The organism is Streptomyces purpurogeneiscleroticus, assembly GCF_020024005.1.
Classification (GTDB): domain Bacteria; phylum Actinomycetota; class Actinomycetes; order Streptomycetales; family Streptomycetaceae; genus Streptomyces; species Streptomyces purpurogeneiscleroticus.
The window spans coordinates 49,689-70,977 of sequence record NZ_NHSG01000360.1 but is presented as its reverse complement, the minus strand read 5'-3'; the positions used below and the strand labels follow the sequence as shown (position 1 = coordinate 70,977).

15 protein-coding genes are annotated in these 21,289 nt (G+C 69.0%); 2 read left to right on the top strand and 13 right to left on the bottom strand.

Annotated features, from left to right (window positions below):
- Positions 1-4: 4 nt before the first annotated feature.
- From CCS38_RS25140 to ngcE, 9 genes are all read right to left on the bottom strand, one after another.
- Entirely contained in the window at positions 5-1,507 is a 1,503-nt protein-coding gene (locus tag CCS38_RS25140) for an amino acid permease (RefSeq protein ID WP_223735585.1), read from the bottom strand.
- A 168-nt stretch (positions 1,508-1,675) separates the two neighbouring features.
- On the bottom strand, positions 1,676-3,625 hold the full coding sequence (gene dxs, locus CCS38_RS25135; RefSeq protein WP_223735584.1) for a 1-deoxy-D-xylulose-5-phosphate synthase: 1,950 nt from the start codon (positions 3,623-3,625) through the stop codon (positions 1,676-1,678).
- A 209-nt stretch (positions 3,626-3,834) separates the two neighbouring features.
- Positions 3,835-5,136, bottom strand: a complete 1,302-nt coding sequence (locus tag CCS38_RS25130; protein WP_223735583.1) for a sugar ABC transporter permease — start codon at positions 5,134-5,136, stop codon at positions 3,835-3,837.
- The gene (locus CCS38_RS25125) at positions 5,133-5,936 is read right to left on the bottom strand and encodes an ATP-binding cassette domain-containing protein (protein WP_223735582.1); all 804 of its coding nucleotides are present in this window, start codon (positions 5,934-5,936) and stop codon (positions 5,133-5,135) included. Before CCS38_RS25125 ends, CCS38_RS25130 begins: the two co-directional genes overlap by 4 nt.
- A gap of 87 nt (positions 5,937-6,023) precedes the next feature.
- Positions 6,024-7,115 (bottom strand): sugar ABC transporter substrate-binding protein, encoded by a 1,092-nt coding sequence (locus CCS38_RS25120; RefSeq protein WP_223735581.1) that lies wholly within the window; start codon positions 7,113-7,115, stop codon positions 6,024-6,026.
- A 201-nt stretch (positions 7,116-7,316) separates the two neighbouring features.
- Positions 7,317-8,516: an ROK family transcriptional regulator gene (locus CCS38_RS25115; protein ID WP_223735580.1), complete on the bottom strand. Its 1,200-nt coding sequence runs from the start codon at positions 8,514-8,516 to the stop codon at positions 7,317-7,319.
- A 270-nt stretch (positions 8,517-8,786) separates the two neighbouring features.
- The gene (locus tag CCS38_RS25110; RefSeq protein ID WP_223735579.1) at positions 8,787-9,764 is read right to left on the bottom strand and encodes a carbohydrate ABC transporter permease; all 978 of its coding nucleotides are present in this window, start codon (positions 9,762-9,764) and stop codon (positions 8,787-8,789) included.
- Positions 9,764-10,687, bottom strand: a complete 924-nt coding sequence (locus CCS38_RS25105; RefSeq protein ID WP_223735578.1) for a carbohydrate ABC transporter permease — start codon at positions 10,685-10,687, stop codon at positions 9,764-9,766. The genes CCS38_RS25110 and CCS38_RS25105 overlap by 1 nt, the downstream gene beginning before the upstream one ends.
- 61 nt (positions 10,688-10,748) lie before the next feature.
- Positions 10,749-12,191 carry an N-acetylglucosamine/diacetylchitobiose ABC transporter substrate-binding protein gene (gene ngcE, locus CCS38_RS25100; protein WP_223735577.1) on the bottom strand — a complete coding sequence of 481 codons (1,443 nt, stop codon included), beginning with the start codon at positions 12,189-12,191 and terminating at the stop codon, positions 10,749-10,751.
- A gap of 406 nt (positions 12,192-12,597) precedes the next feature.
- Here ngcE and CCS38_RS25095 point away from each other — a divergent pair, with 406 nt between their 5' ends.
- The gene (locus tag CCS38_RS25095; RefSeq protein WP_223735576.1) at positions 12,598-16,002 is read left to right on the top strand and encodes a GH92 family glycosyl hydrolase; all 3,405 of its coding nucleotides are present in this window, start codon (positions 12,598-12,600) and stop codon (positions 16,000-16,002) included.
- 69 nt (positions 16,003-16,071) lie between these two features.
- Here the strand turns inward: CCS38_RS25095 and CCS38_RS25090 are convergent, their stop codons facing one another.
- From CCS38_RS25090 to CCS38_RS25075, 4 genes are all read right to left on the bottom strand, one after another.
- Positions 16,072-16,281, bottom strand: a complete 210-nt coding sequence (locus tag CCS38_RS25090) for a hypothetical protein (RefSeq protein WP_223735575.1) — start codon at positions 16,279-16,281, stop codon at positions 16,072-16,074.
- A gap of 220 nt (positions 16,282-16,501) precedes the next feature.
- Complete coding sequence (gene acnA / locus CCS38_RS25085; protein WP_308050867.1) at positions 16,502-19,213, bottom strand: aconitate hydratase AcnA; 2,712 nt, start codon at positions 19,211-19,213, stop codon at positions 16,502-16,504.
- Positions 19,214-19,426: 213 nt separating this feature from the next.
- Complete coding sequence (locus CCS38_RS25080; protein WP_223735573.1) at positions 19,427-20,029, bottom strand: DUF4865 family protein; 603 nt, start codon at positions 20,027-20,029, stop codon at positions 19,427-19,429.
- Positions 20,029-20,634 (bottom strand): TetR/AcrR family transcriptional regulator, encoded by a 606-nt coding sequence (locus CCS38_RS25075; protein ID WP_223735572.1) that lies wholly within the window; start codon positions 20,632-20,634, stop codon positions 20,029-20,031. The genes CCS38_RS25080 and CCS38_RS25075 overlap by 1 nt, the downstream gene beginning before the upstream one ends.
- Positions 20,635-20,794: 160 nt before the next feature.
- Here CCS38_RS25075 and CCS38_RS25070 point away from each other — a divergent pair, with 160 nt between their 5' ends.
- Complete coding sequence (locus CCS38_RS25070; protein ID WP_223735571.1) at positions 20,795-21,250, top strand: carboxymuconolactone decarboxylase family protein; 456 nt, start codon at positions 20,795-20,797, stop codon at positions 21,248-21,250.
- The last annotated feature ends 39 nt before the right edge of the window (positions 21,251-21,289 follow it).

Sequence of the window (21,289 nt, the reverse complement as noted above, 5' to 3'; positions counted from 1 at the left end):
GTCGTCAGTCGCGGCGCCCCATGCGGCTGTGCGACCGCCCGTACACGAAGTAGAAGGCGAGCCCGACGGCCATCCAGATGGCGAACCGCAGCCAGGTCTCCGCCGTCAGATTGATCATCAGCCACAGGGACGCCATGACCGACAGGACCGGGACCAGCGGCACCAGCGGGGTACGGAACGTACGCGGCAGGTCGGGGCGGGTACGGCGCAGAATGATCACGCCCAGGGCGACCACGACGAAGGCGAACAGGGTGCCGATGTTGACCAGCTCGGCCAGCACGTCGATGGACGTGAAACCCGCCACCACGGCGACCACCACGCCGAGCGCGACCGTGGACCGGTAGGGCGTACCGAAGCGCGGGTGGACCGTGGAGAAGACCCGGGGCAGCAGTCCGTCGCGGCTCATCGCGAAGAAGACCCGGCTCTGGCCGAGCAGCAGGATCATGCTGACGGAGGTGAGGCCGACGGCCGCGCCGAAGCTGATCAGACCGGCCCAGAAGGGGTGTCCGACGTCCTTGAAGGCGTCGGCGAGCGGCGCGTCCGTGGAGAGCCTGCTGTACTTCTGCATGCCGGTGACGACGATGGACACGGCGACGTAGAGGATCGTGCAGATGATCAGCGAGCCGAGGATGCCGCGCGGCACGTCACGCTGCGGATTGCGGGCCTCCTCGGCGGCCGTGGCGACGATGTCGAAGCCGATGAAGGCGAAGAAGACCACGGCGGCGGCCGCGAAGACGCCCATCACCCCGAAGCTCGCCGGAGTGAAGCCGAACATCAGCTGGACCAGCGGCGCCTGCCAGCCGCTGCCGCCCTCGCTGGGCACGGACTCCGGCACGAACGGCTCGTAGTTCGAGCCGTTGATGAAGAACGCGCCGACCGCGATGACGATCAGTACGACCGTGACCTTGACGCCCACGACCACCGCGGTCACCCGCGAGGACAGCTTCATGCCCGCGACCAGAATGGCCGTCAGGACGAGCACGAGGATGCAGGCCAGCAGGTCGAACCCGAACTGCCCTTCGTGGGTACCGGAGAGGCCCGCCGGCAGCTGTACGCCCGCGGAGTCCAGCAGCGAGCGGATGTAACCGGACCAGCCCACGGACACCACCGCACAGGCCAGCGCCAGCTCCAGGACCAGGTCCCAGCCGATGATCCAGGCCGGGAATTCGCCCAGCGAGGCGTAGGAGAACGTGTACGCGGAGCCGGCGACCGGGACGGTGGAGGCGAACTCGGCGTAGCAGAGGGCGGCCAGCGCGCAGACCACACCGGCGACGATGAAGGAGAGGGCGACCGCCGGGCCCGCCGTCTCCTTGGCGATCTTGCCGGTGAGGACGAAGATGCCGGTGCCGATGATCACCCCGACGCCGAAGACCGTCAGATCCAGCGCGGACAGGGACTTCTTGAGCGCGTGCTCGGGCTCCTCGGTGTCGCGGATCGACTCCTCGACCGTCTTGGTACGGAAGAGGCCGCGGCGACGGCCCTCCTGCTCCGGCAACGAACTGCTCATGGGCGAACCTCCGGGCGACCGTCTATGAATCCCCAACTGACCGAGTCTCGGCAAAAGCGGGGAACAGTCGCTGACGGCGTGCCCGAAGGCGCCACAGATCACTCGATATGCGGAGGGACCGGCCCGCACCCGGAGGAGTGCGGACCGGTCCCTGCGGCGTCGGACCGATCAGTCCTGAGCGACCTGGGCCGGCTCGGCGGCCGCCGCGTCCTCGGTGTCCGCGGTGTCCTCGTAGCGGCCGTCGATCTTCGCGACCAGGCCGGTGACCTGGCGGGCGATGTCCGGCGCGGTGAGGCCGATCTCGGCCAGGATCTCCTTGCGCGACGCGTGGTCGAGGAACTTCTCGGGGATGCCGAAGTCGCGCAGCGGCACGTCCACGCCCGCGTCCCGCAGCGCCTGCGCGACCGCGGAGCCGACGCCGCCGGAGCGGATGTTGTCCTCGACCGTGACCACGACGCGGTGGCGGTCGGCCAGGCCCGGCAGGGCCGCGTCGACCGGCTTGACCCAGCGCGGGTCGACGACGGTCGTGGAGATGCCCTGCTTGTCCAGCAGGTCGGCGATCTCCAGGCACATCGGGGCGAGCGCGCCGACGGAGACCAGCAGCACGTCGGGCTTCTTGACGTCCTTCGCAGGTGCGCGCAGCACGTCCATGCCGCCGATCCGGCCGACCGCCTCGACGGCCGGGCCGACCGCGCCCTTCGAGTAGCGCACCACGGTCGGCGCGTCATCGACCTCGACGGCCTCGCGCAGCTGAGCGCGCACCTGGTCGGCGTCGCGCGGCGCGGCGATCCGCAGGCCGGGGACGACCTGCAGCAGGGACATGTCCCACATGCCGTTGTGCGAGGCGCCGTCGGTGCCGGTGACGCCGGAGCGGTCCAGGACGAAGGTGACGCCGCACTTGTGCAGCGCCACGTCCATCAGGACCTGGTCGAAGGCGCGGTTGAGGAACGTCGCGTACAGCGCGAAGACCGGGTGCAGCCCGCCGGTCGCCAGGCCCGCGGCGGAGACCGCGCCGTGCTGCTCGGCGATGCCCACGTCGTAGATCCGGTCGGGGAACGCCTCGGCGAACTTCTTCAGGCCGACCGGCTGCAGCATCGCCGCGGTGATCGCGACGATGTCCTTGCGCTCGCGGCCGAGCTCGACCATCTCCTCGCCGAACACCGAGGTCCAGTCGGCGCCGCCGGACGACACCGGCAGACCGGTGTCGGGGTGGATGACGCCGATGCCGTGGAACCGGTCCGCCTCGTCCTGCTCGGCGGGCTTGTAGCCGCGGCCCTTCTCGGTCAGGCAGTGCACGATGACCGGGCCGCCGAAGCGCTTGGCGCGCTGCAGCGCGGACTCCAGCGCCTCCATGTCGTGGCCGTCGATCGGGCCGACGTACTTCAGGCCGAGGTCCTCGAACATGCCCTGCGGGGCGACGAGGTCCTTCAGGCCCTTCTTGGCGCCGTGCAGCGCGTCGTAGACCGGCTTCCCGACGACCGGGGTGCGGTCCAGGATCTCCTTGCCACGGGCGAGGAAGCGCTCGTAACCGTCGGTGGTGCGGAGGGTGGCGAGGTGGTCGGCCAGGCCGCCGATGGTCGGCGAGTACGAGCGCTCGTTGTCGTTGACGACGATGACCAGCGGGCGGTCCTTGGCGACCGCGATGTTGTTCAGCGCCTCCCAGGCCATGCCGCCGGTGAGCGCGCCGTCGCCGATCACCGCGACGACGTGGTCGTCCTTGCCGCGCACCTGGTTGGCCTTGGCCAGCCCGTCGGCCCAGCCGAGCACCGTGGAGGCGTGGCTGTTCTCGATGACGTCGTGCGCGGACTCGGCGCGCGAGGGGTAGCCGGACAGGCCGCCCTTGGCGCGCAGCTTCGAGAAGTCCTGGCGGCCGGTCAGCAGCTTGTGGACATAGGACTGGTGTCCGGTGTCGAAGAGGACCTTGTCCTGGGGCGAGTGGAAGACGCGGTGCAGGGCGATGGTCAGCTCGACCACGCCGAGGTTCGGGCCGAGGTGTCCGCCGGTCTTGGAGACTGCGTCGACGAGGAACGTCCGGATCTCCGCCGCGAGCTGCTCGAGCTGCTCCGGTCCGAGCCGGTCCAGATCGCGCGGTCCCCTGATACGGGTCAGCAGCGCCACCCGTGCCTCCTTGTGCGTCGAGCTGTATTCGGACCTTCACTACCGGTCCGAGCTGATCGAGCTTGCCGATCAGACGAGTCTAATGTTCCGCGCGCTGCCGCTGCGCCCGGGCCGTGCGACGAATGTCACGCATATGGCCCCCACCCGGAGGGAACCGGGCGGGGGCCGTGCGGCGGCCCGCGCGTGTCAGGTCTTCCGTGGCAGAGCTGTTACGTGCGGCCGGCCGTTTTCTGGGTGCGCCGGGAGACCGAGTCGATCACGACGGCGGCCAGCAGCACCGCGCCGGTGATCATGTACTGGATCTCGCTGGCCATGCCCAGCAGGTTCAGGCCCTGCTGGATGGACTGGATGACCAGCATGCCCAGCAGCGCCGACCAGATCTTGCCGCGGCCGCCGAAGAGGCTGGTGCCGCCGATGACCGCGGCGGCGATCACGTTCATCAGCGTGTTGCCCGCGCCGAGGTTCTTCGTGGCGCCGCCGGAGAGGCTGGCGATGAAGAGCCCGCCGAAGGCCGCGAGCATCCCGGAGATCGCGAAGACCGTGATCCGGATCTTGTCGACGTTGATACCGGCCCGGCGCGCGGCCTCCGCGTTGCCGCCGACCGCGAAGATCTGCCGGCCGTAGGTCGTGCGGCGGACCACGAAGTCGGCGATGACCAGGACGGCCAGGAAGAGCACGAGCGCCAGCGGCAGGCCGCGCGCCCCGGCCGGCTCGTTGAGCACGTACGCGACGACGAAGGCGATCACCGCGACCGCGGCGGTGCGCAGCCCCACCTCGCTCAGCGGCCGCGAGGGCAGCCCGGCGGCCTTGCGCCGCCTGGTGTCCAGCAGCAGCGAGCCCGCGTACGCCAGGACCGCGATCAGCGCCAGCCCGTACGCCGCCGCCTTGTCCTCGAAGTAGTAGCCCGTGAGGTAGGCGACCACGCTCTCGTCCGGCGTGTTGATGGAGCCTTCCTTGCCCATCATCCAGATCTGCAGGCCGCTCCAGCCGAGGAAGCCGGCGAGCGTGACCACGAAGGCAGGCACGCCGATCTTGGCGAAGAAGAAGCCGTGCAGCGCGCCGATCAGCAGACCGCAGCCGATGGCGATCAGTACGGACAGCCAGTCGTTCAGCCCGTTCGTCACGCTGAGGACCGCCCAGACCGCGGCGCCGACGCCCGCCACCGAGCCGACCGAGAGGTCGATCTCGCCCAGCAGCAGGACGAAGACGATGCCGACGGCCATGATGCCGAGGCCGGAGGTGTAGATGCCGATGTTCGCGAGCGAGCCGGCGGACAGGAAGCTGCTGGTCTGCAGCTGGAAGATGACCGCGATGACGATCAGGCCGAGGACGACCGGGAGCGAGCCCAGCTCACCGCCGCGCATCCGCCGGGTGAAGTCGGTCCAGTACCCCTTGAAGCCCTGCTCGCGGACGAGCAGGCGGGGGTCGACGGCCGCGGCCGGGACGGCGCCCTTCTCGACGGGCTGCTCCGCCGGGGCGCCCGCCGCGCTCTTGGTGAGGTCGCTGCTCATGACGCGCCCTGCTCCTTCTTGACCTGGTCCGTACGGGCCTTGCGGCGCGTGACGGCATTGTCCGAGGCGCCGGTGATCGCGGCGATGATCTCTTCGTGGGAGGTGTCCGCCACGGGGAAGACGCCGTTGTTGCGGCCGAGGCGCAGCACCGCGACGCGGTCCGCGACGGCCTGTACGTCGGCCATGTTGTGGCTGATCAGGATCACGCCGTGGCCGCGCTCGCGGAGCCGCTCGACGAGGTCGAGGACCTGTGCGGTCTGCTCGACGCCGAGCGCCGCGGTCGGCTCGTCGAGGATGACGACCTTGGGGTCGCCGATCAGCGCGCGGGCGATGGCGACGACCTGGCGCTGGCCGCCGGAGAGCGCCGCGACGGGGATGCGGACGCTGGGGATGCGGATGGACAGGGTGTCCAGCAGCTCCTTGGCGCGCTTCTCCATGGCGATCTCGTCCAGCACGGAGGCGCGGCGCAGCTCGCTGCCGAGGAAGAGGTTGGCGACGACATCGAGGTTGTCGCAGAGCGCGAGGTCCTGGTAGACGGTGGCGACGCCGAGCTCCTGGGCATCGTGCGGCCGGTTGATGCGGACCGCGCGCCCCTCCCACTCGATGGTGCCTTCGTCGATGGGGTGGACCCCGGCGATGGTCTTGACGAGGGTCGACTTGCCGGCGCCGTTGTCGCCGACCAGGGCGACCACCTCACCGGCTTCGATCTCCAGCGTGACGTCCGTGAGCGCCTGGACGGCGCCGAACCGCTTGGAGACCGAGCGCAACGCCAGCACGGGCGCAGCGGACACGTGAATCATCTCCTTCGCCGCCTGTCGGGCGGGAATGGTGCGTACGAGGCTGCCCGGCGGCCCGCGCCTCTCGGAGCGCGGGCCGTCCGAGGGGGGTTACTTGATGCCGGCTTCCTCGCACGCCTTCTTGTAGTCCGCGGTGCAGAGCTGGCTCGCCTTGTAGACCTTGTCCTTGATGATCGTGTCCTTGATGTCGCCCTTGGTCACGATCTGCGCGTCGTACAGCTTCGCCGGGATGCCCTTGACCTCGCCGCTGAGGCTGTCGACCTTGTCCGGGGTGAGGGAGCCGAGCTTCTCGCCCTTGAGGAGCTTGACCGCGACCTCGGCGGTGGTCTCGGCCTGCGGCTTGATCTGCTTGTAGATCGTGAAGGACTGCTCGCCCTTCAGAATCCGCTGCAGACCGGCCAGCTCGGCGTCCTGGCCGCCGACGGGGACGTCGACGTTCCGCTGCTTCAGGGCGGTGAGGATGCCGCCGGCCATGCCGTCGTTGGCGGAGTAGACGCCCTGGAAGCCGTCCTTGCCGAGCGCGTCGATCGCCGAGTTCATCTTCTTGTTGGCCTCGTCCGGCGACCAGTCCGGGATGTCCTGCTCGTAGACGATCTTCTTGACCTGCTTGTCGAGGACCGCGTGCGCGCCCTTCTTGAAGAAGGGGGCGTTCGGGTCGGTCGGCGAGCCGTTGATCATGACAACGTTGGCGTCCTTGGCGTCGCTGCCCAGGGCATTGACCAGGCCCTCGCCCTGGAGGCGGCCGATCTTCTCGTTGTCGTAGGACACGTATGCCGAAATGTCGCCCTCGGCGAGGCGGTCGTACGCGACGACCTGCACGCCCTTCTTGGCGGCCTGGTTCACCCAGGACTTCGTGGCCTTGTAGTCGACCGCGTCCAGGATGATGACCTTGACGCCCTGCGTGATCAGCGCGTCGAACTGCTTCTTCTGCGTCTCGGTCTCCTGCGCGGCGTTGTTGTACTTCACCACGCAGTCCGCGCAGAGCTCCTTGATCTTCGCCTCCATCAGGGGGCGGTCGAAGGTCTCGTAGCGCGTGGTCTTGTTCTCCGGCAGCAAGAGGCCGATGGTCTTCTTGTCACCACCGCTGTCATCGCCGCTGCCGGCCTTGCCACAGGCGGCCACGGTCGCGGCCATGGAGACCGCGGTGGTGGCTATGACGACGCGACGCACAAATGCGTTCATGGGGATGGCCCTCCCTGACATGGCCGCGTCCTTGCGGCCGAGGTGCTTGGAGTCAACTCGGCCGCTCGCAGGGCGTCAAGGAGTAAATCCTTAACGAGATGACAACGGTGCCATCCGTTAGCTGTGTGAACTCAGAGTGCGCCCCAGCAGTGGTGGGGCGCCTCTTTCGCTTCAGACAATGGCGGGTCGGCCACGGGCCGGTCAGGCAAGGGCGGGAGCGTCCGCGGCGACCGTGCCGTCCAGCAGCGTGGAGTCCCCCATCTCGCTGAGCACCAGCGCCAGCGCGCCCAGCACCTCTGCCCGGCCGCCCAGCGTGCCCGGTACGACGCCGAGCTGACGCGCCGCGCTGGGGATGGCGTACCGCGACACCGACTCGCGGATCGGCGCGAGCACCAGCTCCCCGGCCTCCGCCAGGTCGCCGCCGAGCACCACCCGGCTCGGGTTCAGCAGATTGCACAGGTTCGCCACGCCGCTGCCGATGTGCCGGCCGACGTCCGCGATCACCCGGCGGCAGCCCGGGTCGCCGTCGCGCGCCAGCTGGACGACGCCCGGCATGGTCAGGTCCGGGCCGTGACTCGGCTGGAGCAGCGGCAGCACGTACCGGGCCGAGGCGAAGGTCTCCAGGCACCCGCGGTTGCCGCAGCGGCACACCGGCCCGGACTCGTCCAGCGTGATGTGCCCGATCTCGCCGGCCGTGCCGCCCGGGCCGCGGTAGATCTGCCCGCTGATCACCAGCCCGGCGCCGACGCCGGTGGCCACCTTGATGTACGCGAGGTCGGCGGCGCCCCGCCCGGCGCCCCACACCAGCTCGCCCAGCGCGCCGAGGTTGGCGTCGTTGTCGACGTGCACCGGCACGCCGAGCCGCTCCGACAGCTCCTCGCCCGGGTTCGTGCCGGACCAGCCCGGCAGGATCGCGGACGAGCCGAGCGTCCCGGAGACCACGTCGATCGGGCCCGGCACGCCGAGGCCCACCCCGACGACCTTGGACCGGTCGATGCCGGTGGTCTCCACCAGCCGGCTCACCAGATGCTCGGCCCGGTCGAAGCCCTCGGCGGCCGAGGCATCCACATCGATCGGCTCGGACTCCTCGGCGAGCACCTGGTGCGCGAGGTTGCCGACCGCGACCCGCAGGTGACTGTGGCCGAAATCGACGCCGACCACGACGCCCGCGTCACCGGAGAGCGAGACGGAGCGGGCCCGGCGGCCGCCCGCGGAGGTGGGCGTGACCTCGACGGTCCCGCCGTCCTTCAGCTCCCGCACGATGTTGGAGACCGTGGCCGCCGACAGCCCTGTGGTCCGGGCGATCTCCGCCTGGGTGAGCGATCCCGCCATCCGTACGGCACGCACGACCCGCTCAAGATTGGCCCGGTGCAGCGAGGACTGCGACCCCGGAGTCTCCATCGACTCATCCACTCCCGCCTGCCGCGGGCGGCACGACGACCGCCCGCCGGCCGGGCCACAGCAATGGGGCCCGGCTTGTCTCCAACATGTGAATCTAAGCTGAGCCGCCCGGGTCCGCTCCCGTCAAGTCCTCGACCGCTGCAGGGCGGATATCCACGCACGACGGACGACGCCGGACGTGGACACACCCCAGGGCCTCCCGTCGCCCGGCGACGGAAGGCCCACTGTCCTGCACGGGGTGCGCGATGGTCTGCGCGGGGTGCGTGCCCGCTACTTCACCGCCCCCGCGGTCAGCCCCGCGACCACCTGGCGCTGGAAGACGATGTACGCCGCGAGCACCGGCAGCATCGCGATGGTCAGGCCCGCGAACAGCCCGGACCAGTCGCCCTTGTACCCCTGGCTGACGGCCAGCGCGACCAGGCCCTGGGTCAGCACCTTCTTGTCGGGGTCGCCGACGTTGAGGACCGTGGGCAGCAGGTACTGGTTCCACTGCCCCAGGAAGTTGAAGATGCCGACGCTGATCAGGCCGGGCTTGGCCATCGGCAGCATGACCTGGAAGAACGTCCGCGCGTGCGAGGCCCCGTCGATGAGCGCGGCCTCGGCCACCGAGGACGGCAGCGTGCGGAAGAACCCGCTGAGGAAGAAGACGGTGAACGGCAGCGAATAGCCGATGTAGACCAGGATCAGGCCGTGGTACGTGTCCAGCAGCGCCATGTTCTTCATGACGAAGAACAGCGGCACCAGCGCCAGGATCACCGGGAAGCCCATGCCGCCGACGAACAGGAAGTAGATGAAGCGGTTCCCGGGGAACTCGAAGCGGGCGAGGACGTACGCGGCCATCGAGCCGAGCAGCATCGTGCCGACCAGCGAGCCGCCCACCACGATCAGCGAGTTGCCGAAGTACTGGGCCATATTGGCCTTTTCCCAGGCCCGCGCCCAGTTCTCGAAGTGCAGCGCGGAGGGCAGCCCCCACGGCGAGCCGAAGATCTCCGAGTCGTCCTTGAAGGAGCTGACCACGGCCCACAGCAGCGGCATGGTGACGAGGACGCCCCAGATCACCAGCACGCCGTGCGAGAAGACGTTCAGGACGCCGCCCTCGCTGCTGCCCTTCCTGCCCCGGCCCGCCCCGCGGCCGGCGGGCGCGAGCGGCTCCGGCGCCGCGCCGCCCGTACCGCCGCCCTGCGCGAGGTCTTGCGGGGACCCTTTCCTGACGCCCTGGAGCTCAGGGGGATCGGTCTGTGCGGTCATCAGAACTCCAGTCGCTCTCGACGGCCCAGCCGCATGACGACGGCCGCGAAGATCAGGGTGACGATGAGCAGCGAGACGCCGATCGCGGTGGCGTAGCCGGCCTGACCGTCACGGAAGGTCTTCTGGTAGACGTACAGCGGCAGTACTTCCGTCGAGTAGTCCGGGCCGCCCGGACCGACGCTCATGATCTGCACGAACGCGAAGGCCGATACGTCCAGGGCCAGGATTCCCATGTAGATCCAGCCGGTCTGCACGGTGTCCCAGAGCAGCGGCAGGGTGATGCGGAAGAACGTGTTCGCGCGGCCCGCGCCGTCCAGCAGCGCGGCCTCGTAGAAATCCTTGGGAATGGAACTCATTCCGGCGGAGAAGAGGACCACGTAGAAGCCGACGTTGGCCCACACCATGGCCGCCATCACGCACCACAGCGCGAGCTGCGGGTCGCCCAGCCAGTCCGGCTGGACGGAGTCCAGACCGACCGCGGAGAGCGCCGAATTGATGGCGCCGCTCTCCGGGTTGTACGCGAATTGGAACAGCAGGGCGACGATCGGCACCGACAGCACCTGCGGGAAGAAATAGAGAATCTTGTACGTGCCCGAGCCGCGCACCCCGCCGATGACCGCCTTCTTCGTGCGGCGGCCACCGACGTTGAGCATGAACGCGAAGAACAGCGCCAGCGAAATCGTCACCAGCGGCAGCAGCAGGAGCAGGGTCACACTGTTGCCCACCGCGGCCCAGAACACACCGTCCTGGAAGAGCCGCGCGTAGTTGTCGAACCCGACCAGCCCGAAATCGGAACTCAGACCCGTCCAGTCCGTGAAGGAGTAGTAAATCGCCTGCACGAACGGGGAGATCACAAAGACCGCGTAGATGGCCAGCGGAAGGATCAGGAACCCGGCGATGAAACGGTATTTACCGTGCTGCATGACGTACGATCCCGTTCTTGTCCTGCGGCGGCTGCCGCTGGTGACACAGCGAATTCGTCGGTCAGCGCTTGTACTTCTTCACGCTGGGGTCCTTGCGGGTCTCGTCCGCATACTTCTGGATCTTGTTAATGGCCTCGGCCGGGGTCAGCCGGCCGGCCATCATCTCGCCGATGCAGCCGACGCCGATCTTCTCCTTCTGCAGGGCCACGTACCAGTCCTGCAGCCGGGGGTTGAGGACGTTCTTCTCGGCCTTGGCCAGGGCCTGCTGCGCGGACGCCAGGCCCGGCGGCAGGGTCAGGCCCTCGGTACCGCCGTCCAGCGAGGTGAGCGAGGAGACCTGCTTGGTGAAGTTCTTGGAGGACTTCTCGCTGAGCATGATGCGCAGCAGCTCCATGCCGCCCTCGGCGTTCTTCGCCTGCCTGGGCACGATGAACGGCTCGCCGCCGGAGGCCCAGAGCGTCCCGAACGGCATCTTGTCGGAGGAGTCCAGGCCGGACGGGGCGCCCACGGCGAGGTCGAAGTTGCCGGCCGCCTCGATCTGCTTGCTCGACTCGTTCTCCACCCAGGAGCCGTTCGGGATGAACAGCGCCTTGCCCTCGGCCCACGCCTTCTGCGACTGCAGGTGGTCCAGGCCCGGGCTTCCCTTGAGGATGTACCCCTTCTTGTACAGCTCGTAGTACGCCTCGAACGCGGCGCGCACCGCCGGGTCCTTCCACGCGCCCGGCTCCAGGTTGTCGATCCGGCGCAGCACGTCGGCGCCGCCGATCTTCGCGATGAAGGGGTACAGGCTGAACGGCACGTAGTACGGGTACTTGCCGGGGTACGTCCAGCCGGCGATGCCCTTCTTCTTCGCCTTCGCGCAGAGCGCGAGCATGTCGTCCCAGGTCTCCGGGTATTCCGCGTCCAGCTTCTTGAGGTTGGTCTTGGAATACCAGACGCCGTAGACCGTGTAGGCGTAGTACAGGGTCCAGATCTCCGAGCCGCCGAACTGGCCCATTTCGACGACGCCGGGGCGCAGCGTGTCGCGCACCTTCTTGCTCGGGTCGTCGATCGAGGGGGCGTCCAGCAGCGGCGTGAGGTCCGTCAGCTGGTCCTTGCCGACGAGGGTGCTGAAGTCCATCTGCTCCGCACCGGAGTTGTCGACCAGGTCGGGCGGATTGCCGCCGTTGAAACGGGGCTGCAGCGTCGACTGGATTTTCTGCGTGGAGGCGTGCTTGATCTTCCCCTTGGTCTTGGGGTAGGCGGCCACGTACTGCGCCTCGGCGTCCTTGGCGTATTTGTCGCCGAAGCCGCCGTCGAAGATGACCACGTCCAAAGCCGCGCTCTCATTGACGGCGAGCGGGTTCTTCGCGGACTTGGTGCCCTTTTCGACCTTCTCACCGCCGTCGCTCTCACCACCGCTCGCGCAGGAGGCGAGGGCGCTCATCGTCGGGACGGCGAACACTCCGAGCGCCACGGACCGCTTGATCAGATCGCGACGGCTGGTTTCTGAGGTGGATCCCATGCTCAAGTCCTCGCCTTCTCCAGGACTCAGGCGGTGTACCGGAGCCACCCCGGCACCGCGGGTCAGATGAAGCTGAGTTGTACGGGATGTGCACCGGGCGCGCCAGAGATACGCAGGGAAAACGTGGGATTCCCGCTGGTCCCCCGGATCCGGACGGCTCAAAGCGCACAGCCATTCGGACGCCGACAGGTATAGTCCACTTCACGTGAGCGGGGCAAGATCGAAAGCAGCTTTTGCCGTCAGTCTTTCCCGAGTTGAGACCTCCCCGACATGCACGCCGACATGCGCGGATCGGAGCCAATCCTTTCCCGCCACCTCTCGCGGCTCCCTTGACACCAAAGGCCGCACGCTTGTTAGTTAGCTCTGCAATGTCGAGATGACAACGATGTCAGATGAGCGATGTCAGATGAGTGGAGAAGCTCGCGTGCGGATCGGACACCTGCGTGGGATCAACCGGCCGGTCGCCCTGACGGCCGCCGCCCTCCTGATCGTGACGGCACACGGCGCGGCCGTGGCCGCACCCTCCGCACCATACGAACCACCCGGCGCAGTCCAGGAGTTCAGCTCCTCTTTCGAATCCGGCGAGCCGGCACCGGACTGGCGCGACACCGCCGAAACGGGCCCCGACGGCACCCCGAGAGCCGCCGGCGTCCGCCCCGAGAGCGGCACGGCACCCGGCATGACCAGCCACGTCGACACCGGCCCCACCGACTCCCCCACGGCGAAGCAGAACGCGGGCTTCACGGGCACCCGCGCCCTCCGCTACGGCGGCAGCCACACCGCCGACGGCCACGGCTACGCGTACAACAAGGTCTTCGACGTCGACGTACAGGTCGACCGGGACACCGCCCTCTCCTACAGACTCTTCCCCGAAATGGCCGGATCGGCCCGTGACTACCGCGCCACCCAGGTCTCCGTCGATCTCGCCTTCACCGACGGCAGTTACCTCAGCGACCTGAAGCCGGCCGATCAGCACGGCGCTCCGCTGACGCCGCAGGGCCAGGGCGCCGCCAAGACGCTCTACGTCAATCAGTGGAACCACCGCGAGTCGCGGATCGGAGCGGTGGCCGCCGGAAAGACGGTCGACCGCATCCTCCTCGCATACGACGCGCCCCAGGGCACCGGCGCCTTCCGCGGCTGGCTCGACGATGTGACGCTCGCGCCGAAGGCGCCCGAGAAGCGCCTGGCGCACCTCGCCGACTACGCCTCGACCACTCGCGGCACGCACTCCAGCGGCAGCTTCTCGCGCGGCAACACCTTCCCCGCGACCGCCGTCCCCAACGGCTTCAACTTCTGGACCCCGGTCACCAACGCCGGCTCCCAGGACTGGCTTTACGAATACGCGCGCAAGAACAACGCCGACAACCTCCCCACACTGCAGGCGTTCAGCGCCAGCCACGAACCCAGCCCCTGGATGGGCGACCGGCAGACCTTCCAGGTGATGCCGTCCGCGGCCGCCGGCACCCCCAACGCCTCCCGCACCGCCCGCGCGCTCCCCTTCCACCACTCCCGCGAGACGGCCAAGCCGCACTATTACGGCGTCACCTTCGACAACGGGCTGAAGACCGAGATCGCTCCCACGGACCACGCCGCGCTGATGAAGTTCACCTTTCCGGGTGATAACGCGAGCCTGATCTTCGACAACGTCAACAACAAGGGCGGCCTGACGCTCGACACCGAGAACGGCGTGGTCACCGGCTTCTCCGACGTCAAGAGCGGGCTGTCCACGGGGGCCACCCGGCTCTTCGTGTACGCCACGTTCGACGCGCCGGTCACCGCCGGCGGCAAGCTCTCCGGAGGCGGCGGCCCGGACGTCACCGGCTATCTGCGCTTCGCACCCGGCGCCGACCGCACGGTCACGATGCGCATCGCGACGTCCCTGATCAGCGTCGATCAGGCGAAGGAGAACCTCCGTCAGGAGGCCCCGGAAAGCGCGTCTTTCGCCTCCGTACGGGACCGGGCCCGGTCCGCCTGGGACGACATCCTCGGCCGCATCGAGGTCGAGGGCGCGAGCCACGACCAGCTGACCACCCTCTACTCCAACCTCTACCGGCTGTACCTCTACCCCAACTCCGGCTCGGAGAAGGTGGACGGCAAGGTCCGCTACGCCAGCCCCTTCTCCCCCGCGACCGGCCCGGACACCCCCACGCACACCGGCTCGAAGATCGTCGACGGCCAGGTGCACGTCAACAACGGCTTCTGGGACACCTACCGGACCACCTGGCCCGCGTACTCCTTCCTCACCCCGAAGCTGGCCGGCGAGCTGGCCGACGGCTTCGTCCAGCAGTACAAGGACGGCGGCTGGATCTCCCGCTGGTCCTCGCCCGGCTACGCCGACCTGATGACCGGTACCAGCTCCGACGTGGCGTTCGCCGACGCGTACGCCAAGGGGGTGCGCTTCGACGCGAAGGCGGCGTACGAGGCGGCGCTGAAGAACGCCACCGTCGCGCCGCCCAGCCCCGGCATCGGCCGCAAGGGCATGAACACCTCGCCGTTCCTCGGGTACACCTCCACGAAGACCAAGGAGGGCATGTCCTGGGCGCTGGAGGGCTACCTCAACGACTTCGGCATCGCCCGGATGGGCCAGGCGCTGTACAAGAAGACCCACGAGAAGCGCTACAAGGAGGAGTCGGCCTACTTCCTGAACCGCGCGCAGGACTACGTCAGGCTCTTCGACGACAAGGTCGGCTTCTTCCAGGGCAAGGACGAGCAGGGCAACTGGCGGCTGACCCCGGACAAGTACGACCCGCGGGTCTGGGGCCACGACTACACCGAGACCAACGGCTGGTCCTTCGCCTTCACCGCGCCGCAGGACCTGAAGGGCCTCGCCAACCTCTACGGCGGCCGCGCGGGCCTGGCGAAGAAGCTCGACACGTACTTCGCGACGCCCGAGACCGGTACCAAGGAGTTCGCGGGCAGCTACGGCAACGTGATCCACGAGATGACCGAGGCCCGCGACACCCGGATGGGCATGTACGGCCACAGCAATCAGCCCTCCCACCACATCGCGTACGCCTACGACGCGGCCGGGCAGCCGTGGAAGACCCAGGAGAAGGTCCGCGAGGTGCTCTCCCGGCTCTACCTCGGCAGCGAGATCGGCCAGGGCTATCCGGGCGACGAGGACAACGGCGAGATGTCCGCCTGGTACGTCTTCAGCGCCCTCGGCTTCTACCCGCTGGTGATGGGCCAGCCGGAGTACGCGATCGGCTCGCCGCTCTTCACGAAGGCCACCGTCCACCTGGAGAACGGCCGTGACCTGGTCATCAACGCCCCGAAGAACAGCGCCCGGAACGTCTACGTGCAGGGGGTGAAGGTCAACGGCAAGCCCTGGACCTCCACGGCGCTCCCGCACTCCGTCCTTGCCCGCGGCGGCACGCTGGACTTCGCCATGGGCCCGGAGCCGTCCCGCTGGGGCACCGGCGCGCACGCGGCGCCCACCTCGATCACCCAGGACGACAAGGTCCCGTCCCCGGCCGGTGACGTGACCGCGCCGGACGGCTCGGCGCTCTTCGACAACACCTCGGACACCTCGGCGTCCTTCGGGACGGCGGCCGCTGATCTCCCGAAGGCGGCCCGCGTCACCTCGTACACGCTGACCTCCTCGGCCGAGGCGGACGCGCCGGCCGGTTGGACCCTGGAGGGCTCCCGGGACGGCCGGAAGTGGACCGCCGTGGACCGCCGCTCCGCCGAGTCCTTCGCGTGGGACAAGCAGACCCGCGTCTTCGCGGTCGAGCGGCCGGGCACGTACCGGCACTACCGGCTGGTCCCGGCCGGCAGCGCCACCCTCGCCGAGATCGAACTGATCTCCTGACCCGCGCCACAGGCCAGGGCCGCCCCGTCCGCGAACGGACGGTGCGGCCCTGTGTGGCTGCCGGACGGCTCAGAGGAGACCGTGGAGCAGGCTGCTGAGCAGGCCGTGGTGGCCCCACCAACCGTGGTCGTCCCAGCGGTCGCTCTTCTTCTTGCACTTGCAGTCGGCCGTCGCGACCGAGGGCGCCTTCGGGGCGGCCTGGGCCACGCCCGAGGCCGGGAGGACAACCGCCGTCGCGAGCACTGCGGCCGCGACGGACCGGCCCATGAATCTGCGCATGTGAGTCTCCTGTCAGCAGGAAATAAGGACGACGCAAGATCTACCGCGCCCCGCCGCCTTCTCACCCGGTACGTCCCGACACCACTCCCCCGGCCCCATGATCACCCCGAACGGCCGCGCACACCCGCCACCGGACGCCTTCCGTGGCACGGGCCGGGCATGCGGAAGGGCCGCACCCCGAGGGGTGCGGCCCTTCCTGCCGCTACGGGCTAGCCGGTGATCACTTGCGGATCAGGCTGCGCAGCACGTACTGCATGATGCCGCCGTTGCGGTAGTAGTCGGCCTCGCCGGGGGTGTCGATGCGGACCTTGGCGTCGAACTCCACGTCGCCGGCCTTGACCTTCACGGTCTCCGGGATGCCGCCGTCGTTCAGGGCGGTGATGCCGGTGATCGAGAAGGTCTCCTCGCCGGTCAGGCCCAGGGACTGCGCGGAGGCGCCCTCGGGGAACTGCAGGGGCAGGACGCCCATGCCGATCAGGTTCGAGCGGTGGATGCGCTCGTAGGACTCGGCGATGACGGCCTTGACGCCGAGCAGCGCGGTGCCCTTGGCGGCCCAGTCGCGGGAGGAGCCGGAGCCGTACTCCTTGCCGGCCAGGATGACCAGCGGGATGCCGGCGGCCTGGTAGTTCTGCGAGGCGTCGTAGATGAACGACACCGGCGCGTCGGCCTGGGTGAAGTCGCGGGTGAAGCCGCCCTCGGTGCCCGGCGCGATCTGGTTGCGCAGGCGGATGTTGGCGAACGTGCCGCGGATCATGACCTCGTGGTTACCACGGCGGGAGCCGTAGGAGTTGAAGTCGCGACGCTCGACGCCGTGCTCGGTGAGGTACTTGCCGGCCGGGGTGTCGGCCTTGATCGCACCGGCCGGGGAGATGTGGTCGGTGGTGACCGAGTCGCCCAGCTTGGCCAGGACGCGGGCGCCCGCGATGTCCTCGACCGGGGTGGTCTCCATCGTCATGCCCTCGAAGTACGGGGGCTTGCGGACGTAGGTGGACTCGGCGTCCCACTCGAAGGTGTTGCCGGTCGGGATCGACAGCGCCTGCCACTGGGCGTCACCCGCGAAGACGTCCTGGTAGGACTTGTTGAACATGTCCTCGCCGATGGCGTTGGCCACGACGTCGTTGACCTCGGCCTCGGTGGGCCAGATGTCCTTGAGGTAGACCGGGTTGCCCTCGGTGTCGTTGCCGATGGCCTCCTCGGTGATGTTCACCTTCATGGAGCCGGCGATGGCGTACGCAACGACCAGCGGCGGGGACGCCAGGTAGTTCATCTTGACGTCGGGGTTGATCCGGCCCTCGAAGTTGCGGTTGCCGGAGAGCACCGAGGTGACGGCGAGGTCGGCCTCGTTGATCGCCTTCGAGATCTCCTCGTCCAGCGGACCGGAGTTGCCGATGCAGGTGGTGCAGCCGTAACCGACCAGGTTGAAGCCCAGCTTGTCCAGGTACGGGGTCAGGTTGGCCTTGTCGAAGTAGTCGGTGACGACCTTCGAGCCCGGGGCCAGGGTGGTCTTGACCCACGGCTTGCGGGTCAGGCCCTTCTCGACCGCCTTCTTGGCCACGAGCGCCGCGGCGACCATGACGTAGGGGTTCGAGGTGTTGGTGCAGGAGGTGATCGCGGCGACGGTGACGGCGCCGTGGTCGATCTCGAAGACCGAGCCGTCGGCGGCGACGACCTGGGTCGGCTTGCTCGGCACGCCGTTGGCGCTGGCCGGCGCGTCGGAGGCCGGGAAGGACTCCTTGCCCGCCTCCTCGTCGTCCGAGACGTAGTTGCGCACGTCCTGCGCGAACTGCTCGGCGGCCTCGGCCAGGACGATGCGGTCCTGCGGGCGCTTCGGGCCGGCGATCGACGGGACGACCGTGGAGAGGTCCAGCTCCAGCTTCTCGGAGAAGTCCGGCTCGGCGGCCGGGTCCAGCCAGAGGCCCTGCTCCTTGGCGTACGCCTCGACCAGCGCGACCTGCTGCTCGCTGCGGCCGGTGAGCTTGAGGTAGTTCAGCGTCTCGTCGTCGATCGGGAAGATCGCGGCGGTGGAGCCGAACTCCGGCGACATGTTGCCGATGGTGGCGCGGTTGGCGAGCGAGGTGGCGGCGACGCCCTCGCCGTAGAACTCGACGAACTTGCCGACGACGCCGTGCTTGCGCAGCATCTCGGTGATGGTGAGGACGAGGTCCGTCGCCGTCGTACCGGGCTTGAGCTCGCCGGTCAGCTTGAAGCCGACCACGCGCGGGATCAGCATGGAGACCGGCTGGCCGAGCATCGCGGCCTCGGCCTCGATGCCGCCGACGCCCCAGCCCAGGACGCCCAGGCCGTTGACCATCGTGGTGTGCGAGTCGGTGCCGACGAGGGTGTCGGGGTACGCCTGGCCGTTGCGGACCATGACCGTACGGGCCAGGTGCTCGATGTTCACCTGGTGGACGATGCCAGTGCCGGGCGGGACGACCTTGAACTCGTCGAAGGCGGTCTGGCCCCAGCGCAGGAACTGGTAGCGCTCCTTGTTGCGGCCGTACTCCAGCTCGACGTTCTGCGCGAACGCGTCGTTGGTGCCGAACTTGTCGGCGATGACGGAGTGGTCGATGACCAGCTCGGCCGGGGCCAGCGGGTTGATCTTCGCCGGGTCGCCGCCGAGCTCCTTGACGGCCTCACGCATGGTGGCGAGGTCCACGACGCAGGGCACACCCGTGAAGTCCTGCATGATCACGCGGGCCGGCGTGAACTGGATCTCCTCGTTGGGCTGGGCCTGCGAGTCCCAGTTGCCCAGCGCCCGGATGTGGTCGGCGGTGATGTTCGCGCCGTCCTCGGTGCGGAGCAGGTTCTCCAGCAGGACCTTCAGGCTGTACGGGAGGCGCGCTGCGCCCTCCACCTTGTCCAGCCGGAAGATCTCGTACGACTCGTCGCCCACCTGCAGGGTGCTGCGGGCGTCGAAGCTGTTCGCCGACACGACAGTCTCCTTCATGCATGAATTCGCGCGTACCACCACGATCCTGCCGTCACCGGCCCCAGCCGATCAGCTAAGGTAAGACTTAGTTAGGGGAGCCTTACTAGCGCGGCAGCGGTACGTCTCTCGGCAGATATCTCGATGTCGAGATAACTCTAGTACATCGCCGCCGCGCGGTCATGCTCCGCCCTGCCCGCATGCCCGCTCTCACCCGCTTCATCCGGAGGGACTACCCGCGGGCGGTGCCGACAGATGGAGTACTTCGTAGCGTTCGGTGGTGTCCTCGTCGGCGGGGACGGCGCCCGTCCAGAGAACGAAACGCATCAGGTGCCAGTGGTGCGGATCGACGGCGAGCGCTGCCGTGTGGACGTCGGGGCGGCGGGCCAGGGTGCGCAGGGACGCGGTCTCGCGCTCGATGAGGCGGGAGAGGCCCAGGCCCGTGCCGTCCGGGTCGGGGTCGGGCGGGAGGACGGTCAGGCGGCGGGAGGCGGCGCGCGGCGAGGTGTCGCGGGCGGGGCCCGCCAGGGTGGTCACGCCGGTCCAGTGCTGCACGGCCGGGCGGCCGAAGTCGCGGATGATGCCCTGGAAGCCGCCCCCGCCGAGGAGGAAGTGGCTCATCGCGCCGACGTCCTGCCAGAGGTAGAAGGGGGCGTACTGGTTGACCGGCGAGCCGTCGGCGCCGCGCTCGCGGATCAGGTACGCCTTCAGGCCGAGCCCGGCACGGTCGTCGAGCAGATGCCCGTAGTCGGCCACCCGCTTGCGGATGACGCCCATGTCGTAGTCGGCAGGCAGGGTGATCTCGTACTGCGCTGCGTACATCAGCGGCTCCGGGTGGCGTGTGCGGCCAGCAGGGTGAGTACGCCCGTGACCGCCTGGTCGAAGGCGTCCGGCGTACCGGCGGCACGGGCGAGGACGTAGCCGCCCTGGACGACCGCGACCACGGTCGCGGCCGTGGCGGCCGGGTCCAGCTCCGCGGCCAGCTCGCCGCGCTCCTGACCCGCCGCCAGCACCGCCGCGATCTCGCCGCGCAGCCAGTCGAACGTCTCGTCGACGGGCGCGCGCAGCACCGGGTCGGCCATCACGTCCGGGTCCTGGGTGAGCCGTCCGACCGGGCAGCCCTTGAGGACATCGCGTTCGCGGCGCAGGTAGGCGGCGATGCGGTCCGGCGCCGTGCCGGGCCCGGCGAGCAGCCGCGCCGCCTCGGCCCGCATCTCCTCGGCGGTACGCCGGATGGCGGCCAGCGCGAGGTCCGGCTTGCCGGTGAAGTGGTGGTACATGCTGCCCTGGCCGGCGTTGGCGCGCCGCAGGATCGCCTTGGGGCTCGTACCGACGTAGCCGCGCTCCCACAGCAGCTCGCGGGTGCTCTCGATGAGGCGTTCCGAGGTGCCGGCCGATGGGCCTTCCGGGCTGTTCGCAGTACTCATGAGGGGAGCATACATACCAGTAGGTACAGCCGGTGGGTACGGAGGGTGCGGAAGGTTTTTGCGGATGCTCCGGTCCGCATGTCACATCCCGCGGGCCGCTTCCGTCGTAGGGGTGAAGCACGGAAATCCGATCACAAGTCCGATCACGAGGAGAGCGATCATGCAGGCACGGATGCAGAACCCCGCGACCATCTTTCCCGAGGCCACGGCGGCCGTGCAGCAGCTGCTGAAGGCGGCCGGCTCGGGCGGCGTGCCGCAGACGACGCTGGAGCTGGTGCACCTGCGGGCGAGCCAGATCAACGGCTGCGGCTACTGCGTGGTGGGCGGCGCGCTCAACGCGAAGAAGGCGGGCGAGACCGATGAGCGGCTCTTCGCGGTGGCGGCCTGGCGCGACGCGCCGTTCTTCACCGAGGCCGAACGCGCGGCGCTGGCCCTCGCCGAGGCCGCGACCCGGCTCGCCGACCAGCCGGACCCGGTGCCGGACGAGGTGTGGGACGCGGCCGCCGCGCACTTCGACGAGAAGCAGCTGGCGTCGATCGTCCTCATGGTCGGCCTGACCAACCTCTTCAATCGGATCAACGTGACGACCCGGCAGGTGGCGGGGCCGACCTGGTAAGGGGTCTCCCCCCTCCCCTACGCCGTCCGTACGATCCGG